We start from the raw sequence: 17,896 nt of genomic DNA on the forward strand, positions 1-17,896 counted from the left end.
GCTACTTCGCGGCTTCCTGGATCCGCGTCAACACCTGGGCCGGATCGGTGCCCTGTGCGATGGTGCCGATCTGCTGCCGGATCGCGCCTTGCGCCGCAGCCCATTTCGGGTTGTTGCTCGGGTAGAACTGCGCCACCGCGAGGGTCGAGCCGAAGGCCTTGGTCACCGGGTCCGCGGCCAGCTTGGCGGTCGCGGTGTTGGTGATCGGGATGAAGCCCTCTTTGGACACGAACTTGGCGTACACGTCGGCGCCGTAGAAGAAGTCGAGGAACTTCTTGATCGACTCCGCCTTCTTGCCGTCCTTCTTGAACGCCATCAGGTGATCGGCGACGCCGAGGGTCACCGGGGTGCCGGTCTTGGTCGGCGACGGCGCAGTCGCGTACTGCAGGCCGGGGTTCTTCGACGCGATCTGGCTGATCGTCGGGGGCAGGCCCTCGATCATGCCGATCTTGCCCTGGATGAACGCGTTGATCACGTCCTTGCGGTCGGTCGCGCCCGGGTTCGGCTGGGTGACACCGGCATCGGCGATCTCGCGCATCGCGCGCACGCCCTCGAGGTTCTGCGGGGTGTCGACGGTGACCTTGTCGCCGTCGGACCACTTGCCGCCCGCACCGAAGGTCCAGATGGAGGTCTCGCCCTGGGCTTCCTCGCTGCCGAGCGGCAGGCCGTAGCCCGAGACGCCGCCGCCGAGCGCCTGGATCTTCTTGGCCGCGTCGGTCAGCTCGGCCCAGGTCTTCGGCGGCGTGGCGACGCCGGCCTTGGTGAACAGGTCGGTGTTGTAGAACAGGGTGCGCGCGGAGGCGAACAGCGGCAGCGCGTACTGCGTCCCGTTCAGCGAGGCATTCTTGGCGAAGCCGGGCTGGATGTCGGAGAGCACCTGCGGCGACACGACTTCGCTGGCGGGATAGAGCATTCCGTCGCTGGCGAAGCTGGAGTACGCATCAATGTTGAGGACGTCGGGGGTGGTCGACTGGGACTGGAGCTTGGTGCGCACCACGTCGTTGATCGAGTTCCACGACTCCATCTGAAGGTTCACCTTGAGGCCGGGGTTGGCCTTCTCGAAGTCGGCGATGATGCCGTCCCACAGCGCCTTGGTACCGGAAGCTCCGTCGCTGTAGGCCGGAGCTAAGAAGTTGATCGTGGTGTCGGAGTCGGCGGAATCTTTCGAGCCGAACCCACAGGACGAGATCGCCAGCGCAACGCCGGTGACCATCGCGACCCCCGCGAGCACGCCGTGGAGTGGTCTTTTCACGAGCAGAACCTTTCAAATTTGCACACCCGGCGCCACTGGACAGCCGATGATGGGATCGAACAGATCGACCCGTAACTTAACCTAGTCCTAACCCTGCTCATATGTGACCGATTCGCTCGTAAATTTGACATGAACGATCACCGGGCGGATTCTGGTGTGGTGTCGATCTCCGCCGAACCCACGCCTGCCACCCATCTGGCCACCGAAATCGCCACCCAGCCCGACGACTGGGCGCGCGCCGCATCAATCGCCGCCGAACACCGCGCCATCCTCCCGCAATCCGGTGAGCGAGTGGCCGTGATCGGCTGCGGCACTTCCCTTTTCATGTCCAAAGCGATTGCGGCGCTGCGCGAGAGCGCAGGCCACGGCGTGACCGACGCCTGGCCCGCCAGCGAGGTGAGGTCCGGCCGCGAGTACGACCGCTACCTGGTGATCTGCCGTTCCGGCACCACCACCGAGGTGGTCAACGCCATGCGGGACATCCCAGCACACATTCCGCGCACGGTCATCTGCTCCAGCCCGGGCACCCCGGTGCTCGAGCTCGGCGACCCGATCATGATCGACGAGGTCGACGAACAGTCGGTCGTGCAGACCCGCTTCGCCACCACCGTCCTCGCCATCCTGCGCTGGCACCTCGGCGAAGATCTCGCCCCGGTGATCGAGCAGGCCCGCGCGGTGCTCGCCGAGGACCCCGCGGTGTCGCTGGCCAATGTGCGCAGCGCCGAGGAGATCAGCTTCGTCGGCATGGGCTTCGCGGCGGCCATCGCCGAGGAGGCAGGCCTGAAGCTGCGCGAATCCTGCCAGTCCTGGACCGAGTCCTACCTGGCCACCGAGTGGCGGCACGGACCGATCAGCATCGCGAAGCCGGGCCGCGCGGTCTGGGCGTTCGGACCGCTCGTCCCGAACTTCACCGCCGACGTCGCCGTCACCGGCGCGCACTTCGAACACCGGGACATCGACCCGATGGCCGACCTGGTCCGCATCCACCAGCTGTGCGTGCTGCGCTCGGCCGATCTCGGCCTCGACCCCGACCACCCGCGCAACCTGAACCGCTCGGTCGTCCTCGATCAGTGAACGGTACGAGCCGTGTCTACCCGCCCCGCCGGCTGCCATCCCCGAGTGACAACCGGCCACGCCCCCTCCGGAACCACGCCACCCCCGGCGCCGGGAACTAGGGTGCCAAGTATGAAATCCACTGCCGGTGCCGCCCGGCCCGCGGCCGGGTCTGCCGGACCGGCCGCGATGGCTCGGCCCGGCGGCACAACGACGCGTTCGGCTGCGGCACTGCCGCAGCCGGACGCGTTGGCCGACGATGCGCTCGTCCTCGGTCTCGACGTCGGCGGCACCACCATGAAGGGCGAGATCACCGACGCCGATGGCACCGTGTTCGCCGCGGCGACCGTCGCGACGCCGCAGGGTGAGGCCGCGTTCGAGGCGATGGGCGCGGTGGGTGACCAGCTGCTCGCCGAGTTGACCGCGGAACAGCGCGACCGGGTTGGCCGGGCGGCCGTTGTGGTGCCCGGCATCGTCGATCCTGTCGAGTCGATCGCGGTATTCAGCAGTAACATCGGCTGGCGCGACGTGAAAGTCGGCGATCGATTCAGCGCCCGGTGGCACATGCCGGTGCTGCTCGAACACGATGTGCTCGTCGCCGGGTGGGCCGAATGGCGCTTCGGCGCGGGCCGCGGCCACGACAACGTGTGCGTGGTCATCCTCGGCACCGGCATTTCCGGCACCCTGTCCGTCGGCGGACGGCTGCTGCGCAGCAGCTACGGCCAGGTCGGCGAGTACGGCCACATCCCGGTCCGCGCGCACGGGCTGCCCTGCCCGTGCGGCAACATCGGCTGCGTCGAAACCGTTGCCTCCGGCGCCTCGATCGCGCGGGCGTACACCCGCCGCACCGGACGCGAAATAGACGGAGCCGCAGAAGTATTCGCCCTGGTCGACACCGACTCGGACGCCGCTGCGGTGCTCGCCGACGCGGTCGACGCGCTCGCCGACGGTCTCATCGGCATCGTGCACGCCGCCTGCCCCGAACTCATCATCCTCGGCGGTGGGCTGGCCGGCGCGGGCGCTGCCCTCACCGATCCACTGCACCAGGCCATCGCCGACCGCTTGCGTTTGGTCCCCGCACCTCACGTGGTGCTCGGGGAATACGGCGCGCGTGCCGGGCTGACCGGGGCCGCGTTGTTCGCCAGGCAGGGGGCGCTGGAGTGAGGGAGCGTCAGCGAGTGAACCGAGGCCACAACGTGCGGCCACGCACGACGGAGCCGAGCGTCGGCGAGGCGGAGTCGTGAGTGGCCTATCCCGCTGCGAGCAGCGCACCGGCCGAATCGAGGTCGGCGCATGACTGGCACTCTCGACCTTCGCGGCCGCATCGTTTCCGCGAGTATCACGCTCGACGACGGCGTGCTCTCGGTCAGCGGCCAGCGGATCACCGGGGTGCGGTCGGCGGCGGAATGGGCTGCGGCCCATCCTGATTCGGAGCTTCCGGCGTTTGCGGGGACGGTGCTGCCCGGACTGGTCGATATCCACAACCACGGCGGGTTCGGGCATCGGTTCGACACTGTCGACGCGGCGGAAGCACGCGCGGCCGCGCAGTTCCATCATGCGAGCGGTTCGACGACCGTGATAGCGAGCGTTGTCACCGGGGTGCCTGCGGACATGGTTGCGCAGACCGCGGTGCTGCGGGAGCTGACGGAGGACGGGCTACTCGGCGGCATCCATGCCGAAGGGCCGTTCCTGTCGGAGGCGCGGTGCGGGGCGCAAGATCCTCGGTATCTGCGCGATCCCGATCTCGAGCTGACCGACCAGCTGCTCGCCGCCGCGGGTGGACACCTGCGGGTGATGACCATGGCGCCGGAGCGCGCCGGATATGACGCTGTCGCGCAACGACTTACCGAGCACGGCGTGGTGGTCTCACTGGGACACAGCAATGCCGACTACGGATCGTTCCTGAAGGCTTTGCGGCCCACCGGTTTCGGCAGTGTGGTCACCCATCTCGCGAACGGCATGCCACCGCTGCACCACCGCGACCCCGGCCCGGTAGGCGCCGCCCTGGTTGCGGCGGCGAGCGGTGCCGTGACGGTCGAGTTGATCGGTGACGGTGTGCACGTCGACCCGGGTTTCGCCGCACTGGTTTTCGCGACCGCGCCCGGCCGGGTCGCGTTGATCACCGATGCCATGCAGGCGGCCGGATTGTCGGACGGCGAATACCAGCTCGGCCCGCAAGCGGTGACCGTGCATCAGGGGGTGGCCCGGATCGCGAACGGTTCGATCGCAGGCGGCATCAGCACCCTGCTCGACGGTGTGGTGCGGGCGGTGCGCGAATCCGGCGTGCCGTTGCCCGACGCCGTCACCGCCGCAACGGCGACGCCTGCCGCCGCGCTCGGCCTCGCCGATGTCGGCGACTTGCGTATCGGCCATTTCGCCGATGCACTGGTAGTGGATGAAAACCTCCGGTTACGCCGAGTGCTCAGACGAGGACAGTGGTTGTCGTGATCCTTACCGTGACTATGAACCCCGCCTACGACATGACCTACCGGGTCGAACACTTCGAGCGCGGTCAGGCACATCGGGTCAGCTCGGTGGAGCAGCGCATCGGCGGCAAAGGCATCAACGTCACCAGAGTGCTCAATCAACTCGGAAAGTACGCCAGGGCAACGGGTTTCTCCGATCACGCCTTCGCGGCCGCCGCCGAGCTGGAGATGCCGGTCGACTTCGTGCACGCGCTGCCGTGGGTGCGGCGCACGGTGGTGATCAGCGAATCCGAGGACGGCACCGCGACCGCCCTGTGGGAGCCGGGCGCCCGCGTCTCCAACCCGCACGCCGCAGAACAGCTCGCGGTCCGCGTCGTCGGCCTACTACCCGAAATCAACGGCCTGGTCATCTCGGGCTCCCTACCCGGCGGCATCTCGCCGACACTGCCCGCGGAGATCGCCCGCAGCGCCATCGCCGCCGACGTGCCGACCATCTGCGATGTCGACGGCGAGGCGCTACGCCTGGCCGCCCAGGTCCCGGGCGTCATCCTGATGCCCAACGGTGACGAGCTACGCCACCTCACCGGCACCAAGCCGACCACCCCCGACGAAGTAGTCACCGCCGCACTTCCATTGCTGGACAACGGCGTCCGCGCCGTCATCGCCACCCGCGGCGCCGAGGGCATGGTCGCGGTCACCGCCGACGGCGCCTGGTCCGCCGTCCTCCCCGAGCCGCTCGCCGGAAATCCCACCGGCGCAGGCGATTCCGCCACCGCCGCGGTCATCGCCGCCCTCACCGCCAAGCCGGTCCCCGATTGGCCGACCATCCTCGCCGACGCGGTAGCCACCTCGGCCGCCGCCGTGGTCATCCCCGTGGCCGGTGAAATCGACCGTTGCCTGCGCACCCGCATCGCCCCCACGGTCCGCGTCAGCAAGCTCGACCTGCCCGCCCACCGCGAACCCGTCTCGTGAGTGCGCGAACCATCGACTCAACGCCTCCGAGCACGACGGAGCCGAGCGCAGGCGTGAGCCGGTCACCGCGCGTCGCCCTCCTCGACCAGCCGATGGGCTTGTCCGCCATCGAGATCATCGAACGGGCTGCCTCCTGGATCGGCGATGCCGCGCACAGCCGCGTGGCAACGTCACCGAAAGTCCTTGCCACTCTTACTGTCCCGACCTTGCTTGTCGAGCGGTCGGCCAGATTCCGCTGTCAGGAGATACCGCTATGCCGTTGACGCCTGTTTCCGACCTGATCGCTGCGGCGCGACCGGGTGGGCTCGGCGCCTTCAATGTGATCACGCTGGAGCATGCCGAGGCCATCGCGGCGGCGGCGGAGTCCGCGCAACGCCCTGTCGTGCTGCAACTTTCGGAGAACACGGCGGCCTACCACGGCAGCCTGGCGCCACTCGCGCTGGCCTGCCTGCGCATCGCGGCGGACAGCACCGCCGACATCGCCGTTCACCTCGACCACGCGACAACGCCTGAATTGGTCCGCGCCGCAGTCGATCTCGGCATCCGCTCGGTCATGTACGACGGATCGACCCTCGACTACACCGCCAACGTCGCCACCACCGCCGACATCACCCGCTGGTGCCACGACCGCGGCGTGCACGTCGAAGCCGAACTCGGTGAGGTCGGCGGCAAGGACGGTGCGCACGCCCCCGGCGTCCGCACCGACCCTGCCGAAGCCGTCGAATTCGTCGCGGCGACCGGCGTGGACGCGCTCGCCGTCGCCGTCGGTTCCTCGCACGCCATGCACACCCGCACCGCCACCCTCGACAACGACCTCATCGCCGCCCTTGCCGCGAAAGTCCCTGTCCCGCTGGTCCTGCACGGCTCCTCCGGCGTCCCCGACGCAGGCATGCGCGCCGCCGTCGAGCACGGCATCACCAAGGTCAACATCGCCACCCGCCTCAACGTCCTGATGACCGAGGCCATCCGCGAAACCCTGGATGCCACCCCCACCCTCTCCGATCCCCGCAAATACCTGACCCCGGCCCGCACCGCCGTCCAATCCGAAGTAGCCCGCTTCCTCCAGCTCCTCACCCTCTGAAAAGTGGCGGCCGGCGACGCGCCAACACAGCGCCGCCGACCGCGGGAGGGAAGTCTCGATCGGCCGAGCAGGCGGACCCCAATCCCAGGTCCGCCCCTAGCGAAGTTGGCCGGCAGCGCAAGAAACACACACCACCGCCCCCGGCCGACGACCAACTCCGTCAACCATCCTCAACCGACACCCCCACCCTGCCCGCCCCACCTGAGCACAACCCCACCCCCACCTGAGAGCCCCCTTAGGAATCACGAGTGGCACACCACGGAGAGGCCTTCTCGCACTTCGCCACAGCCATGTGCCACTCGTCGGGCAACCGGGTCTGGTGGGTGGTGTGAGTGAGGGTTTGTCAGTCGGCGAGGAGTTTCAGGACGACGGGGCGGGATACGGTGCCGGAGACCTGGCGGGCGAGTTGGTTGGCGCTGGTGCCTTCGGCGTGCGCGGCACGTAGGGCGGCGGCCAGTTCGTCGCGGGCTGCGTCGGCTGCTGCCTGCGCTTTTCGGAGGCGTTGCGCTGCTTGATCGACTTCGGCGGCGCGGTCGACGCTGGTAGTCAATGCATTGACCGGTTCGGCGGTTGCCGGGTCCGGTGTGTTGTCCTGGTTGCTCGCGAACGGAAGGTTGCGCATCGCCGCTCGGGCGAACTCTTGGATGAACTCCCTGGTCGCGTCCTTGTCGTCGGCGTCGGCGCCGAGCAGCAGCCTGGTGGTTTGCGGCACGGCAAGGCTCCAGTTGGACAGTCCGCACAGTGCGAGCAGTAACCGTCCGGCGTGCTGCGGGTCGACGCCGAATTGCGTACTGGCCGAATCGAATTTCTGCTCGTAGACCTCCGCGCGCCAGCCGTCGATATCGTGTGCGTCGACGCCTCGGTGCAGGGCCTCCCACAGGATGAGGCGCAGCAGGTGCGGGTTGTTGTTGTGGTAGTCGAACAGCTTGGCCACGTACTTGCCCGCGTCGGTCTCGGTCAACGGCTGGACCACGTCCATGAACTCGCGCATGGTGTCGATCAGGATGACGTCGAACAGCTTGTCCTTGCTGCCGAACAGGCCGTAGATGCGTTCCTTGTTCACCCCGGCCGCCTCGGCGATGCGATCGACGCGCGCCCCGGCCAGGCCGTACTCGGCGAATTCGTCTCGCGCCGCCCGCAGCAGCGCCTGCTTGGTGGCGTCACTGCGCTTTATCGTGGCCGTCATGCCCGATATTTTAGCACTTGAATAAACCAACTATTTGGTTGACATCGAGTGTGCGTCAGTCGTACTGTCGCCCTATGGCTTCGCCGACACTTCCGCTCACCGCCGCTCCCGCGGCCACCGCGTCCTCCCGTGTCTCGCCGCGTGCCCACACGGCGCGCACCCTGCCGGTCTTCGTGCTGTCCGCCCTGCTCGCCACCGGTCAAATGTATGTACCCATCCCGCTTTTCAGCGCCATGAAGGCGGACTGGCAGGTCGGCTCCGGCGTGATGACCTGGATCATCAGCGCGTTCGCGTTCGGTTACGCCGGCGGCTTCGTGCTCTTCGGGCCGCTGTCAGATCGCTACGGGCACCGCAAGGTCCTGGTGACCGGCATGCTTGTCGCCGCAGTGGTCACACTGTTGACCGGCCTTGCCTTCAGCGCACCGCTGGCCGTTGGACTGCGGATCGTGCAAGGGTTGGTCGTCGGCTCGATCCCGCCCGCGATCATGGCCTACGTCGCGACCCGCATCGCGCCCGAACATCGTGCCGTGACCACCACATCGGTCGCCACCTCATTCCTCGCCGCGACAGTGATCGCGCAGATCGTGTCCCAGGCGGTCGTCGCCTCGTTCCCGTGGCGCACCGTATTCCTCGGCTCCGCAGTAGTTTTCGCGGTGCTCGCGGTGCTGTTGCGCAAGGTGCTGCTCGACGACGCGCCGACCGGGCGCGATCGGCCGCTGCGGCACAGCTATGCCGCCATCCCCGCGGTGCTGCGCATCCGCTCGCTGCTGCCGATGCTGGTGGCAGGCGCCATGAGCATGGCGGTGATGGTCGGCATCTACACCGGCCTCGAACTCACCGGCGTGGTAAAGGGTTCCGGCGAACTGCTGGCCCTGCGCGCAGGCGGCCTTCCGGTGATGATGCTGCTGCCGTTGCTGGCCATCCCGCTGGCCCGCCTCACCAAACACAGCCAGATCACCCTCGGCGTCCTGATCGCCGCCGCCGCCATGGTGGCCGCCACCTTCGAAGGATCCCACCTCGCAACCCTCACCGTCCTACTCGCCGTCCTGGTCGGCGGCCTAGGCATCATCGGCCCCGCCGTCCTGCAGAGCGCGGGCGAGCTCGGCGGCGAATCCCGCGCCGCCGCCATGTCGGTCGCGATGTTCAGCTTCTACGTCGGCGCCACGATAGGCCCGCTGGTAGCAGCAGCCGCTGCCCCGCACGGCTTTTCGGCCCTCGCCTGGACCCTGGCCCTGCTGCTGGTCGCTGCTCTCGCCATGACCCTGGTCGGACTCCGCATGCAACGGCGGGAACAATCGGCCTGACCAGGACTCGACGGCCGCCGTCGAAGCGGTGAAAAGCGAAGGCCGACACCGGAATTACCTCCGGAGTCGGCCTTCGCCCAGTCGTAGACCGAGGCAAATTCGTTGTGCTCGAGCTAATTATCAGTTCGTGTCTTCCGGAGGTTCGGGGATTTCCACTGTTACTTCGCCGGACCTGACGATGGCCTTGTCGTTCACGACTAACGCGGCGATCGCCTTTTCCTTGCCGCCAGTGTTCAGCCGACCGCCATCCGGTACCTCGATTCGTGCCTGCCAGGTGTGCGGTTTCCCATTGCAGGTGAATTCATCGCTGGATGCGTGCCAGCGAAGGTGATCATTCTCTGCTGCCCCAACGATGACCTTGGCGGTCCCGGCGGTACAGGAGGCAGTTCCGGAGACGTACAGAATCTCGTCATCGTCCTGGTCCGTCTTCCAGGTTGCCTTCTTGTCCAGTGTGACAGTCGCATCCGCGGCCAGCGCGGTGGGCGACATGGCCACCCAGCAGGCTGCGGCGACTATTGATGCCACACCGGCAGTGGTCGCTCTTGTCCAGACGTTTCGCATCGAACCGATCCCTTCAGGTAGACCAGCCGGTTTGGTTCACCGTACTTCCGCGAATTCGGGTTGGAAGAAATGCCGGATCGGAGTGTCGCGGGGCAGTCGACCTCCCGAAGTCAGGGCCACGCCCAGCCCCGGTCGAATCCAACTGTGAGTTATTCGATATAGCTATTGTTCCTGTTCATGCGGATGATCCGGGCGAGTTCTCTGGTTGTCGCGGTGACGGTGTGCGTGCTGGCGGCATCGGGTGTGGCGGCTGGGCACGACCACGGCCACGCGCAGGTCGACACCGTCGGCTATTGCGACGGCGAGGCGCGAGCTGCCTCGTTGCGCGCGGACGAGGCGCGGCTGATGGCGCGGCTCGGGCACCTCACGACGCTGCGCGGGCCGGAGGATCTTGCCGCACTGGCGGCGCTCGGGTATGCCGTTCCGATGCATATGCTGGCCAGTTTCGAGGGGATCGGGACGTCGTTCGCGCGTCCGGACGCGATCATGGATCAGCAGGTTCGCTCGGGAAATCCTGGTGCGCTGTTGTATCGCCCCAATCCGGACCTGCCGTACACCGGCGATCCCTACCGACCGGCTTTTCCGTACGAGCTGGCCGGATGGGGTCACGGCGTCATGTACACGCCGGGTGCGTACCCGAGGTCCACCGATCTCTGTATCGCGCAAGAGGATTGGTTCGTCCACGAACAGGGCGTGCACTCGGCCCTCGACTGGGGGTTCACCGCACAACCCCCGCCAGAGCGCTACCGCGGGGAGTCCGCGGGCGAGATGATGCCACTGCCGATGGTCACTCCTGGCGCCACGCACGGCCGTTTCTGGGACATCCACGTCTGGCGCGACCCCGCGGGCGGCACTCCAGTCCTCGCGATGCAGACGCCTTTTCACCACATCCCCGGCATCCACGGGGACGACTCCGCCTTCTTCTTCCCCGCGCCCGCTCCTGCCGACTAGCCGCGGTCGGCCGATCCGTCGTCCGGCCACGCGTGCGCCTCGAGGCGCGCCTGGACCCGGGAAACGTCTGCCTCCGACGGCATTTCGTTGGTGACCTTGGTGATCATCACCTGGATGTCGGTCTTGTCGGGCAGGTCGCCGGAACCGGCCAGCTCGGCGGCGATCTGGCGGACCTCGTCGTCGGAGAGGCGGCGCCGGAGCAAGGCGAGCAACGGGATGTAGTCGGATTCCGGTACGCCGTCCGGATATCCGGCCCGCAGCCAGTCGATGATGGCGGTCAGGAAGGGTGGCATCGCCGACGCCGACCTGTTCAGTCGGCGTCGGTCGGCGGAGTGGCGAGCGGCCAGCCGCCTGCGGCGAGACGGGAGGCCACCCTGGCGACGTCGTGTTCCGCGGGCTGTTCCTTCGCGAATCGCGCGATGGCGTCCTCGATGTCGGGGTTGGTGATCGCGCCGTCGGGGTTCGACGCCGCGAGCTCCGCGGCGATCGCGGCGACCTCGTAGTCGGTGAGGTGCCGGTGCAGCACCGCGAACAGGGCGACGTAGTCCGAGCTCGGGATGCCTTGGGGATAGCCGGCCCGCAGCCACCCGATGATCCGGCTGAGCAGATTCGGCCTGAGCTCCGCGGATTTCGCTTGATCCGTCACATTGCGCCCTTCAGGACTGTCCGAACAGATGGATACCGAAGTGGGTAGCGATGAAAGCTTTTGCCGTATAAAGGATCCCGGTAAGAATGGCGGCGATGATCAACGCGAAGCACAGCAGCGCGACCGTCAGCGCCGGGTAATTGCGTTGTGTCACACGGCCGTCCGCGCTCACCGTCTCGGCCGCCGACCAGAACCGGATCGCGACCGCGAACACCATCGGCAGCCCGGCGCCGAGCACCAGCCCAGCCAGTGTCACTTTCCACAGCGCGTTCAGATTCGTGATGAGTGTGTGCACGTCACGCCTCCCGTTGCGGTGCTGAACTGGCCTGTCGTGCAGGCACGACGAGCGTAGGCGTGGCCACTGTGCGGCGCACGCCGATCGGACCGATCACCCCGGCTCCGCCGCGAGCCGCCTGCGCGGCGAGCGAGCTCGGATTTGTGCTCGACATAAGCACATTCACTCCTAGACCTGTGCCGATCGGTTCGACCTGTCCGGTTCCGCGACCGCGTCGGTGGTCGCGCCGACGGCCGCCGCCGATCCGTTCCCGCTCGCGGCATCGACCGCGACGCCCGGTGGATGACCGGGCCATTCGTTGACGTTGCTGGTGTCGACCGGATCCCGGCGCGAGCGCAGATAGATCGCCGCGGACAGCGCGAGCAGGATCGCGAACACCACGAGCACACCGGGCAGCCCGCCGATGAAGTGTGCGATCGCCCAGCACGCCGCGCCCGCGATACCGGCCAGCGGCAGCGTGCACAACCACGCGACCACCATGCGGCCCATCACGCCCCAGCGCACCTCCGCGCCCTTGCCGATCCCGGTGCCGAGGATCGACCCGGTGGCGGTCTGCGTGGTCGACAGCGGCAGCCCGAAGTGCGCCGAGGTGAGAATGATCGCCGCCGACGCGGATTCGGCAGCCAGGCCCTGCGGCGATTCGATCTCGACGAGCCCTTTGCCGAGCGTGCGGATGATCCGCCAGCCGCCGAGGTAGGTGCCCGCCGCGATGGCGACGGCACACGCGGCCATCACCCACAGCGGCATCTCCGCGTTCTTGGTGAGCGTGCCGTGCGCGACCAGTGCCAGGAAGATCACACCCATCGTCTTCTGCGCGTCGTTGGTGCCGTGTGCCAGCGAGACCAGCGACGCCGAGCCGATCTGGCCCCACCGGAAACCCTCTTCCCGTTTACCGGGATCGGACTTGTCGGTGATCCGATAGACCAGCCAGGTACCGATGGCCGACACCATCGCGGCGACGATCGGCGCGAGCACGGCGGGCAAAATGATCTTGGTCAGCACGCCGTCCGACCCCGCCGCCCAGATCACGCCGCTCCAGCCGAGCGCCGCGAGGGTGGCGCCGATCAGGCCACCGAACAGGGCGTGCGAGGAACTCGACGGCAAGCCGAACAGCCAGGTGAGCAAGTTCCACAGAATGCCGCCGACCAGGCCTGCGAACACGATGATCAACAGGTCGTGGCCCTGCACAGCGTCGAGCCGGACGATGCCCTTGGCCACGGTGGCGGCGACGGCTACCGAAAGAAAAGCGCCGACCAGATTGAGCAGCGCCGACAGCGCGACCGCAGCACGCGGCCGGAGTGCTCCGGTGGCGATCGACGTCGCCATGGCGTTGGCGGTGTCGTGGAAGCCGTTGGTGAAATCAAACGCGAGGGCTGTGACGATGACGATCAGAAGAACCAGTAATTCGACGGTCACGCCTCTAGTGTGCGGTACAGGTCAATACGATTGCCAGATGGTTGCCCTTCACCGCGCGTCGGCCATGCGTTAAGTTGGATTCTGTCCTCTATCAGCCGAATCGGGTGCCGCTGGTGATCATCGGCGAGCAGGCGAAACGATCATCGATCCGGGCATTTGCCAGGAATGCGGCACCGAGCGGGACGGTGAAGTATTCATCGAGATGTGCCCGCGTCTTTACCTGGGTCTCGGCCGCAACACCGCTCGGTAAAGCGGTGCTCAGCCTGGGCCAATGGGCTCCAAAACCTGGGCAGCTCGGTGCCTCTTCGGTTCATGGCAGCAACGCGCGGACCGTGTCGATGGTGTCGGCATCGATGGCCTCCTTGTCGGGGCGGTAGCGCACCACGCGGGCGAAGCGCAGGGCGACACCGCCGGGGTAGCGCGGGCTGACCTGCACCCCGTCCAGCGCGATTTCGACGACGAGTTCGGGGAACAGATAGACGGTCTGATCGTCGCGGGCCCGCTCGTGGCGCGGGAATTCCGCGGTCTGCCAGTGCAGCAGCGCGTCGGTGAGGCCCTTGAAGGTCTTGCCGACCATCACCGGCTCGCCGGTCATCGGGTCGCGGGCGCCCAGGTGCAGGTTGGACAGGTAGCCGGTGCGGCGGCCGTAGCCCCATTCGGCGCCGAGGACCAACAGGTCGAGGGTGTGCATCGGCTTGATCTTCTGCCAGGCCCGGCCACGCCTGCCCGCCGCGTAGGGCGCGGACAGTGACTTGATCATCAGGCCTTCGTGGCCTGCGGCCAGCGCACCGTCGAAGTATTCGGCGGCCGCCTCCGCGTCCGGCCGGATCAGCGCGGGAATGCTGTGTTCCCCTGCCACCTTCGTGAGCGCGGCACGCCGCTCCGACAGCGGCGCATCGAGCAGGTCATGACCGTCCAGGTGCAGACAGTCGAAAAAGTAAGGGTGCAACAACAATTCGCGCGTCGAGCTCACCTCGGCGAATCGGCTCATCGTCTCCTGGAACGGACGTGGCCGCCCGGAATCGTTGAGCGCCAAGGTTTCCCCGTCCAGCACGACACTGGCGCAGTCGAGCCCGGCCACCAACTGCACCAGTTCGGGCACGCCCGCGGTGATGTCGCGCAGGGTCCTGGTGAACACCCATACGTCGGAGCCTTTGCGATGCACCTGGATCCGCGCTCCGTCCATCTTCTGTTCGACGCTCACGTCGCCGTCGAACTCGTCGAGCACCTCGTCCAGGGATGCGCCCGGTGAGGCGAGCATGGGCTGGATCGGCCTGCCCACCTCGAGCCGGAAGGCGCCGAGCGCCTCGACACCACCGGTCAGCGCGGCAATCGCGGTGACAGGCAGCGCACCGGACAGCATGTAGGCGCGGCGCACCAGGTCGATCGGCACCTCGGCGGCTACCGCGACCGCCTCGGCGACGATCGCGGTGAGCGCACCCTGGCGCAGCTCGCCGGTCAGCAGGCGAAGCAGGAAGGCTTGTTCGTCGGCGGTCGCGGCCGTCCACAGCGCGGACAGAAGCGCCTTGCGGCGCGCCGTCGATCCGGAACCCGAGGTGCCCGCCAACTCGGTCAGCGCGTCGTCGACCGCCGAAACAGTCAGTGCCGCAACAGGTGCCGGGGTAGTGTCCATGGCGGTGAGGGTCCGCCATCCGGTTCCGATGCGTCCCTGGCGTAGCTCGCCGGATGCCCAGGCGACCACCGGCGCGAGTTCCTCCGGTGCGGCGGCAGTCAACAGCTCGGCGAACGTTGCGATCTTCGTCTTCCGCGACCTGGTCGCGCGGACCGCCTCGGAAACCTGGACGACATGCGAGAACAACACTCGTCGACGGTAACGCCTGCCTGTGACATATCGCTCAGCTCTGCTGCTAATTCCCCATTGGCAGGGTTGCGAAACCGCCCATAAACTGGACGCATGGCCAAGACTTACGTCGGGGCGCGGCTTCGTCAGCTGCGGACCGAACGAGGGCTGAGCCAGGTCTCACTCGCCCAGAAGCTGGAGATCTCGGCGAGCTACCTCAACCAGATCGAGCACGACGTGCGCCCGCTCACCGTGCCGGTGCTGCTGCGGATCAGCGAGGTGTTCGGGGTCGACGCGACCTTCTTCTCCTCCCAGGACGACACCCGGCTCATCGCCGAGCTGCAAGAGGTCGTGATGGACCAGGAACTCGGCATCGAGGCCGACACCCAGGAGATCGCGGACATGGTCTCGGCGCACCCGAGCATGGCGCGCGCCCTGGTCAACATGCACAACCGCTACCGCAACACCTCGGCCCAGCTGGCCGCCGCCACCGAAGACCGGTTCGCCGACGGTTCGGGCAGCGCGGCGATCAGCAAACCGCACGAGGAAGTGCGCGACTACTTCTACCAGCGCCAGAACTACATCCACGAATTGGACACCGCCGCAGAAGAACTCACCGCGCGCATCCGCTTCCACGGCGGCGACGTGCACAGCGAGGTGGCCAGGATCCTGCGCGCACACGACGTGCGGATCGTGGAGCGCATCGACCTCGGCGAAGGCGTGCTGCACCGGTACGACCCGGAGACGCAGCGCCTGGAGATCGCCCCGCACCTCTCCGGCGGCCAGCGCACCTTCAAACTCGCCGCCGAACTCGCCTACTTCGAATGCGGTGATCTCCTCGAAAAGCTGGTCGAGGAAGGCAATTTCGCGTCCGAGGACACCCGCAAGCTGGCCATGCTCGGGCTCGCGAACTACTTCGCCGCCGCCACCGTGCTGCCCTACACCCACTTCCTCGAGGTGGCCGAGGACTTCCGCTACGACATCGAGCGGCTCTCGGCCTTCTTCACCCAGAGTTACGAGACCATCTGCCACCGGCTTTCGACGCTGCAGCGACCCAAGCTACGCGGCGTCCCGTTCTCCTTCGTTCGCGTCGACCGCGCGGGCAACATGTCGAAACGCCAGTCCGCCACCGGTTTCCACTTCTCCGCCAGCGGCGGCACCTGTCCGCTCTGGAATGTCTACGAGACCTTCGCCTACCCGGGCAAGATCATGACGCAGATCGCGCAGATGCCCGACGGCCGCAAATACCTGTGGGTCGCCCGCACGGTCGAACGCCGCGCCACCCGCTACGGCCAGCCGACCAAGACCTTCGCCATCGGACTCGGCTGCGAGCTGCGCCACGCGGGCCGCGTGATCTACGCCGACGGCATCGATCTCGACGAGGTGCAGCCCACCCCCATCGGCGCGGGCTGCCGCGTCTGCGAACGCACCAACTGCCCGCAGCGCGCGTTCCCGCCGCTGGGCAAGGTCCTCGACATCAGCGAGCACCGCAGCTCCGTCTCCCCCTACGTGCTGAAGTAGTCGACCGGCTTGCGTCACTCGACACGCACTGCCTCCCTCCGCTCGGGCAACTCCACCTCGGTGGTCCGCTCCCAGCTGACTCACAGCGGCGATGACGCCACCTTTCAGCCGAACCGACCAAGGTAGAAGGCGTTCCTCACACCGCCAAGACCCGGTGGACCACTGCCCGGTCCACCGCAGCGCCGGTCGGCGGCGCAACCCTCGCTCGCGCCGCCGACCAGGCCCCTTCGCCCCACGAGTGGCACATGGCTGCGGCAAAGTGCGAGAAGGCCTCTCCATGGTGTGCCACTCGTCAGTAGTCGGCGTTGTGGGCGCGGAGGGCGTGGGTGACGCGGGAGATGATGGTGTGGGGTCGGGTGGTCAGGAGGGTGGCGCTGACTCGGATGAGGGTCCAGCCGAGGGATTCGAGGGCTGCGCTGCGGTCGATGTCCCAGGCGCGTTGGTCGTGGTCGGTCCAATGGTGGGCTCCGTCGTATTCGACGGCCACTTGCCAACGGCGCCAACCCATGTCGAGGCGAGCGACGGAGAGTCCGTCGGGGCCGGAGACGCGGATCTGGGTTTCCGGTTTCGGTAGGCCTGCATCCACGAGAAGGAGGCGGGTGCGGGTTTCCGGGACGGATTCGGCGCCGCCATCGATGTAGGGCAGCACGACGCCTACCTTGCTGCGACCGGGGAGGCCGGGGTGGAGATCGGTGAAGTGCTCGATGTCTTTCGGGGCGAGTTTTGTTGCATTGCAGAGGGCGTCGAGCACCTCGACGGCCTCGGTGAAGTCGAGGCGCCGCGCCACATCGAACGCGGTCCGAACCGGTGTGGTGCACCGGAAACCGCCGAGTGTGCACAGCTCGTCGGCGTGGATCGCATCGCGATACACCCGGACACCCTGTGGTGGTCGCGCGCGGTGCGGCAGCACGATCTCGGCTGGTTTGGCGTCGAGCCAGCGGGTGCCGTGCATCGCCGCGGCCGAGAACCCGGCCAGGATCCCCTCGCCCTTCGCCCAATGCCCTGCCGCCAGCGCACGCCCCCGAGCATCGAGGCGAACGCCCTTCCGGACATAGACATCCGGATGCACCCGCTCGAAATCCTTGCGTAGCTCCCACGCACTCACCGCACCCGCGGCGACCGCCCAACTTCCCGGAAATGGCTCATCGAGTTCCCCCATGCCCGCGATCCTGCACCCACCCACCAACCAGCCCTCACGCCCAACACCCACTTATCCCCAGAAAACACACCCATCCACAGCCCCATCACCCGCGCAACTGCCACGAGTGGCACATGGCTGCGGCAAAGTGCGAGAAGGCCTCTCCATGGTGTGCCACTCGTGGCCTCAGGCGCTCAGCCCACCCTGCCAGGACGGCGAGGGTGGAACCCTCGCTGTGGGCGAAGGGCGGCTCAACGGAGCCTGCCCCTTCGGCCGACAGGTGGCGGCCGAAG

General features: G+C 67.5%; 18 protein-coding genes. 8 read left to right on the forward strand and 10 right to left on the reverse strand.

Features of this window, described 5'->3' with window-relative positions; translation table 11 throughout:
* Position 1 precedes the first annotated feature (1 nt).
* Positions 2–1,252, reverse strand: coding sequence for an extracellular solute-binding protein (locus tag ACGFNJ_RS01400; protein ID WP_393442145.1), 1,251 nt, complete (start codon positions 1,250–1,252; stop codon positions 2–4).
* Between the two features lie 129 nt (positions 1,253–1,381).
* Here ACGFNJ_RS01400 and ACGFNJ_RS01405 point away from each other — a divergent pair, with 129 nt between their 5' ends.
* The 5 genes from ACGFNJ_RS01405 (at position 1,382) to ACGFNJ_RS01425 (ending at position 6,784) form a co-directional block, all read left to right on the forward strand.
* On the forward strand, positions 1,382–2,326 hold the full coding sequence (locus ACGFNJ_RS01405; RefSeq protein WP_393442147.1) for an SIS domain-containing protein: 945 nt from the start codon (positions 1,382–1,384) through the stop codon (positions 2,324–2,326).
* A 111-nt stretch (positions 2,327–2,437) separates the two neighbouring features.
* Complete coding sequence (locus tag ACGFNJ_RS01410; protein WP_393442149.1) at positions 2,438–3,469, forward strand: ROK family protein; 1,032 nt, start codon at positions 2,438–2,440, stop codon at positions 3,467–3,469.
* 129 nt (positions 3,470–3,598) lie between these two features.
* Positions 3,599–4,753, forward strand: coding sequence for an N-acetylglucosamine-6-phosphate deacetylase (locus tag ACGFNJ_RS01415; RefSeq protein ID WP_393442151.1), 1,155 nt, complete (start codon positions 3,599–3,601; stop codon positions 4,751–4,753).
* The gene (locus ACGFNJ_RS01420; protein WP_393442153.1) at positions 4,750–5,703 is read left to right on the forward strand and encodes a 1-phosphofructokinase family hexose kinase; all 954 of its coding nucleotides are present in this window, start codon (positions 4,750–4,752) and stop codon (positions 5,701–5,703) included. The genes ACGFNJ_RS01415 and ACGFNJ_RS01420 overlap by 4 nt, the downstream gene beginning before the upstream one ends.
* Before the next feature lie 253 nt (positions 5,704–5,956).
* Positions 5,957–6,784, forward strand: a complete 828-nt coding sequence (locus ACGFNJ_RS01425; protein ID WP_393442155.1) for a class II fructose-bisphosphate aldolase — start codon at positions 5,957–5,959, stop codon at positions 6,782–6,784.
* 343 nt (positions 6,785–7,127) lie between these two features.
* Here the strand turns inward: ACGFNJ_RS01425 and ACGFNJ_RS01430 are convergent, their stop codons facing one another.
* Positions 7,128–7,970, reverse strand: coding sequence for a TetR/AcrR family transcriptional regulator (locus ACGFNJ_RS01430; protein WP_393442157.1), 843 nt, complete (start codon positions 7,968–7,970; stop codon positions 7,128–7,130).
* A 74-nt stretch (positions 7,971–8,044) separates the two neighbouring features.
* Here ACGFNJ_RS01430 and ACGFNJ_RS01435 point away from each other — a divergent pair, with 74 nt between their 5' ends.
* Entirely contained in the window at positions 8,045–9,274 is a 1,230-nt protein-coding gene (locus tag ACGFNJ_RS01435) for an MFS transporter (RefSeq protein ID WP_393442159.1), read from the forward strand.
* A 120-nt stretch (positions 9,275–9,394) separates the two neighbouring features.
* Here ACGFNJ_RS01435 and ACGFNJ_RS01440 read toward each other — a convergent pair whose 3' ends face one another.
* Positions 9,395–9,835, reverse strand: coding sequence for a hypothetical protein (locus ACGFNJ_RS01440; RefSeq protein WP_393442161.1), 441 nt, complete (start codon positions 9,833–9,835; stop codon positions 9,395–9,397).
* Positions 9,836–10,012: 177 nt separating this feature from the next.
* Between ACGFNJ_RS01440 and ACGFNJ_RS01445 the strand changes: the two genes are divergently transcribed.
* Positions 10,013–10,786, forward strand: coding sequence for a hypothetical protein (locus tag ACGFNJ_RS01445; protein ID WP_393442163.1), 774 nt, complete (start codon positions 10,013–10,015; stop codon positions 10,784–10,786).
* On the opposite strand, the gene ACGFNJ_RS01450 is transcribed toward ACGFNJ_RS01445, so the two are convergent.
* From ACGFNJ_RS01450 to ACGFNJ_RS01475, 6 genes are all read right to left on the reverse strand, one after another.
* Positions 10,783–11,079: a DUF3349 domain-containing protein gene (locus ACGFNJ_RS01450; RefSeq protein ID WP_393442165.1), complete on the reverse strand. Its 297-nt coding sequence runs from the start codon at positions 11,077–11,079 to the stop codon at positions 10,783–10,785. The genes ACGFNJ_RS01445 and ACGFNJ_RS01450 overlap by 4 nt on opposite strands.
* Positions 11,080–11,096: 17 nt before the next feature.
* On the reverse strand, positions 11,097–11,432 hold the full coding sequence (locus ACGFNJ_RS01455) for a DUF3349 domain-containing protein (RefSeq protein WP_393442167.1): 336 nt from the start codon (positions 11,430–11,432) through the stop codon (positions 11,097–11,099).
* Between the two features lie 10 nt (positions 11,433–11,442).
* Positions 11,443–11,727, reverse strand: a complete 285-nt coding sequence (locus ACGFNJ_RS01460; protein ID WP_393442169.1) for a hypothetical protein — start codon at positions 11,725–11,727, stop codon at positions 11,443–11,445.
* Between the two features lies 1 nt (position 11,728).
* A complete protein-coding gene (locus tag ACGFNJ_RS01465) occupies positions 11,729–11,881 on the reverse strand; it encodes a hypothetical protein (protein ID WP_393442171.1) in 153 nt (50 codons plus the stop codon).
* 14 nt (positions 11,882–11,895) lie between these two features.
* Complete coding sequence (locus ACGFNJ_RS01470; RefSeq protein ID WP_393442173.1) at positions 11,896–13,143, reverse strand: anion permease; 1,248 nt, start codon at positions 13,141–13,143, stop codon at positions 11,896–11,898.
* Positions 13,144–13,453: 310 nt separating this feature from the next.
* Complete coding sequence (locus tag ACGFNJ_RS01475; protein ID WP_393442175.1) at positions 13,454–14,965, reverse strand: ATP-dependent DNA ligase; 1,512 nt, start codon at positions 14,963–14,965, stop codon at positions 13,454–13,456.
* Positions 14,966–15,058: 93 nt separating this feature from the next.
* Between ACGFNJ_RS01475 and ramB the strand changes: the two genes are divergently transcribed.
* Positions 15,059–16,465, forward strand: a complete 1,407-nt coding sequence (gene ramB, locus ACGFNJ_RS01480; RefSeq protein ID WP_393442177.1) for an acetate metabolism transcriptional regulator RamB — start codon at positions 15,059–15,061, stop codon at positions 16,463–16,465.
* Between the two features lie 292 nt (positions 16,466–16,757).
* On the opposite strand, the gene ACGFNJ_RS01485 is transcribed toward ramB, so the two are convergent.
* A complete protein-coding gene (locus tag ACGFNJ_RS01485) occupies positions 16,758–17,624 on the reverse strand; it encodes a DUF559 domain-containing protein (protein ID WP_393442179.1) in 867 nt (288 codons plus the stop codon).
* Between the last annotated feature and the right edge of the window lie 272 nt (positions 17,625–17,896).

Source organism: Nocardia sp. NPDC049149 (assembly GCF_043197455.1).
Lineage (GTDB): Bacteria > Actinomycetota > Actinomycetes > Mycobacteriales > Mycobacteriaceae > Nocardia.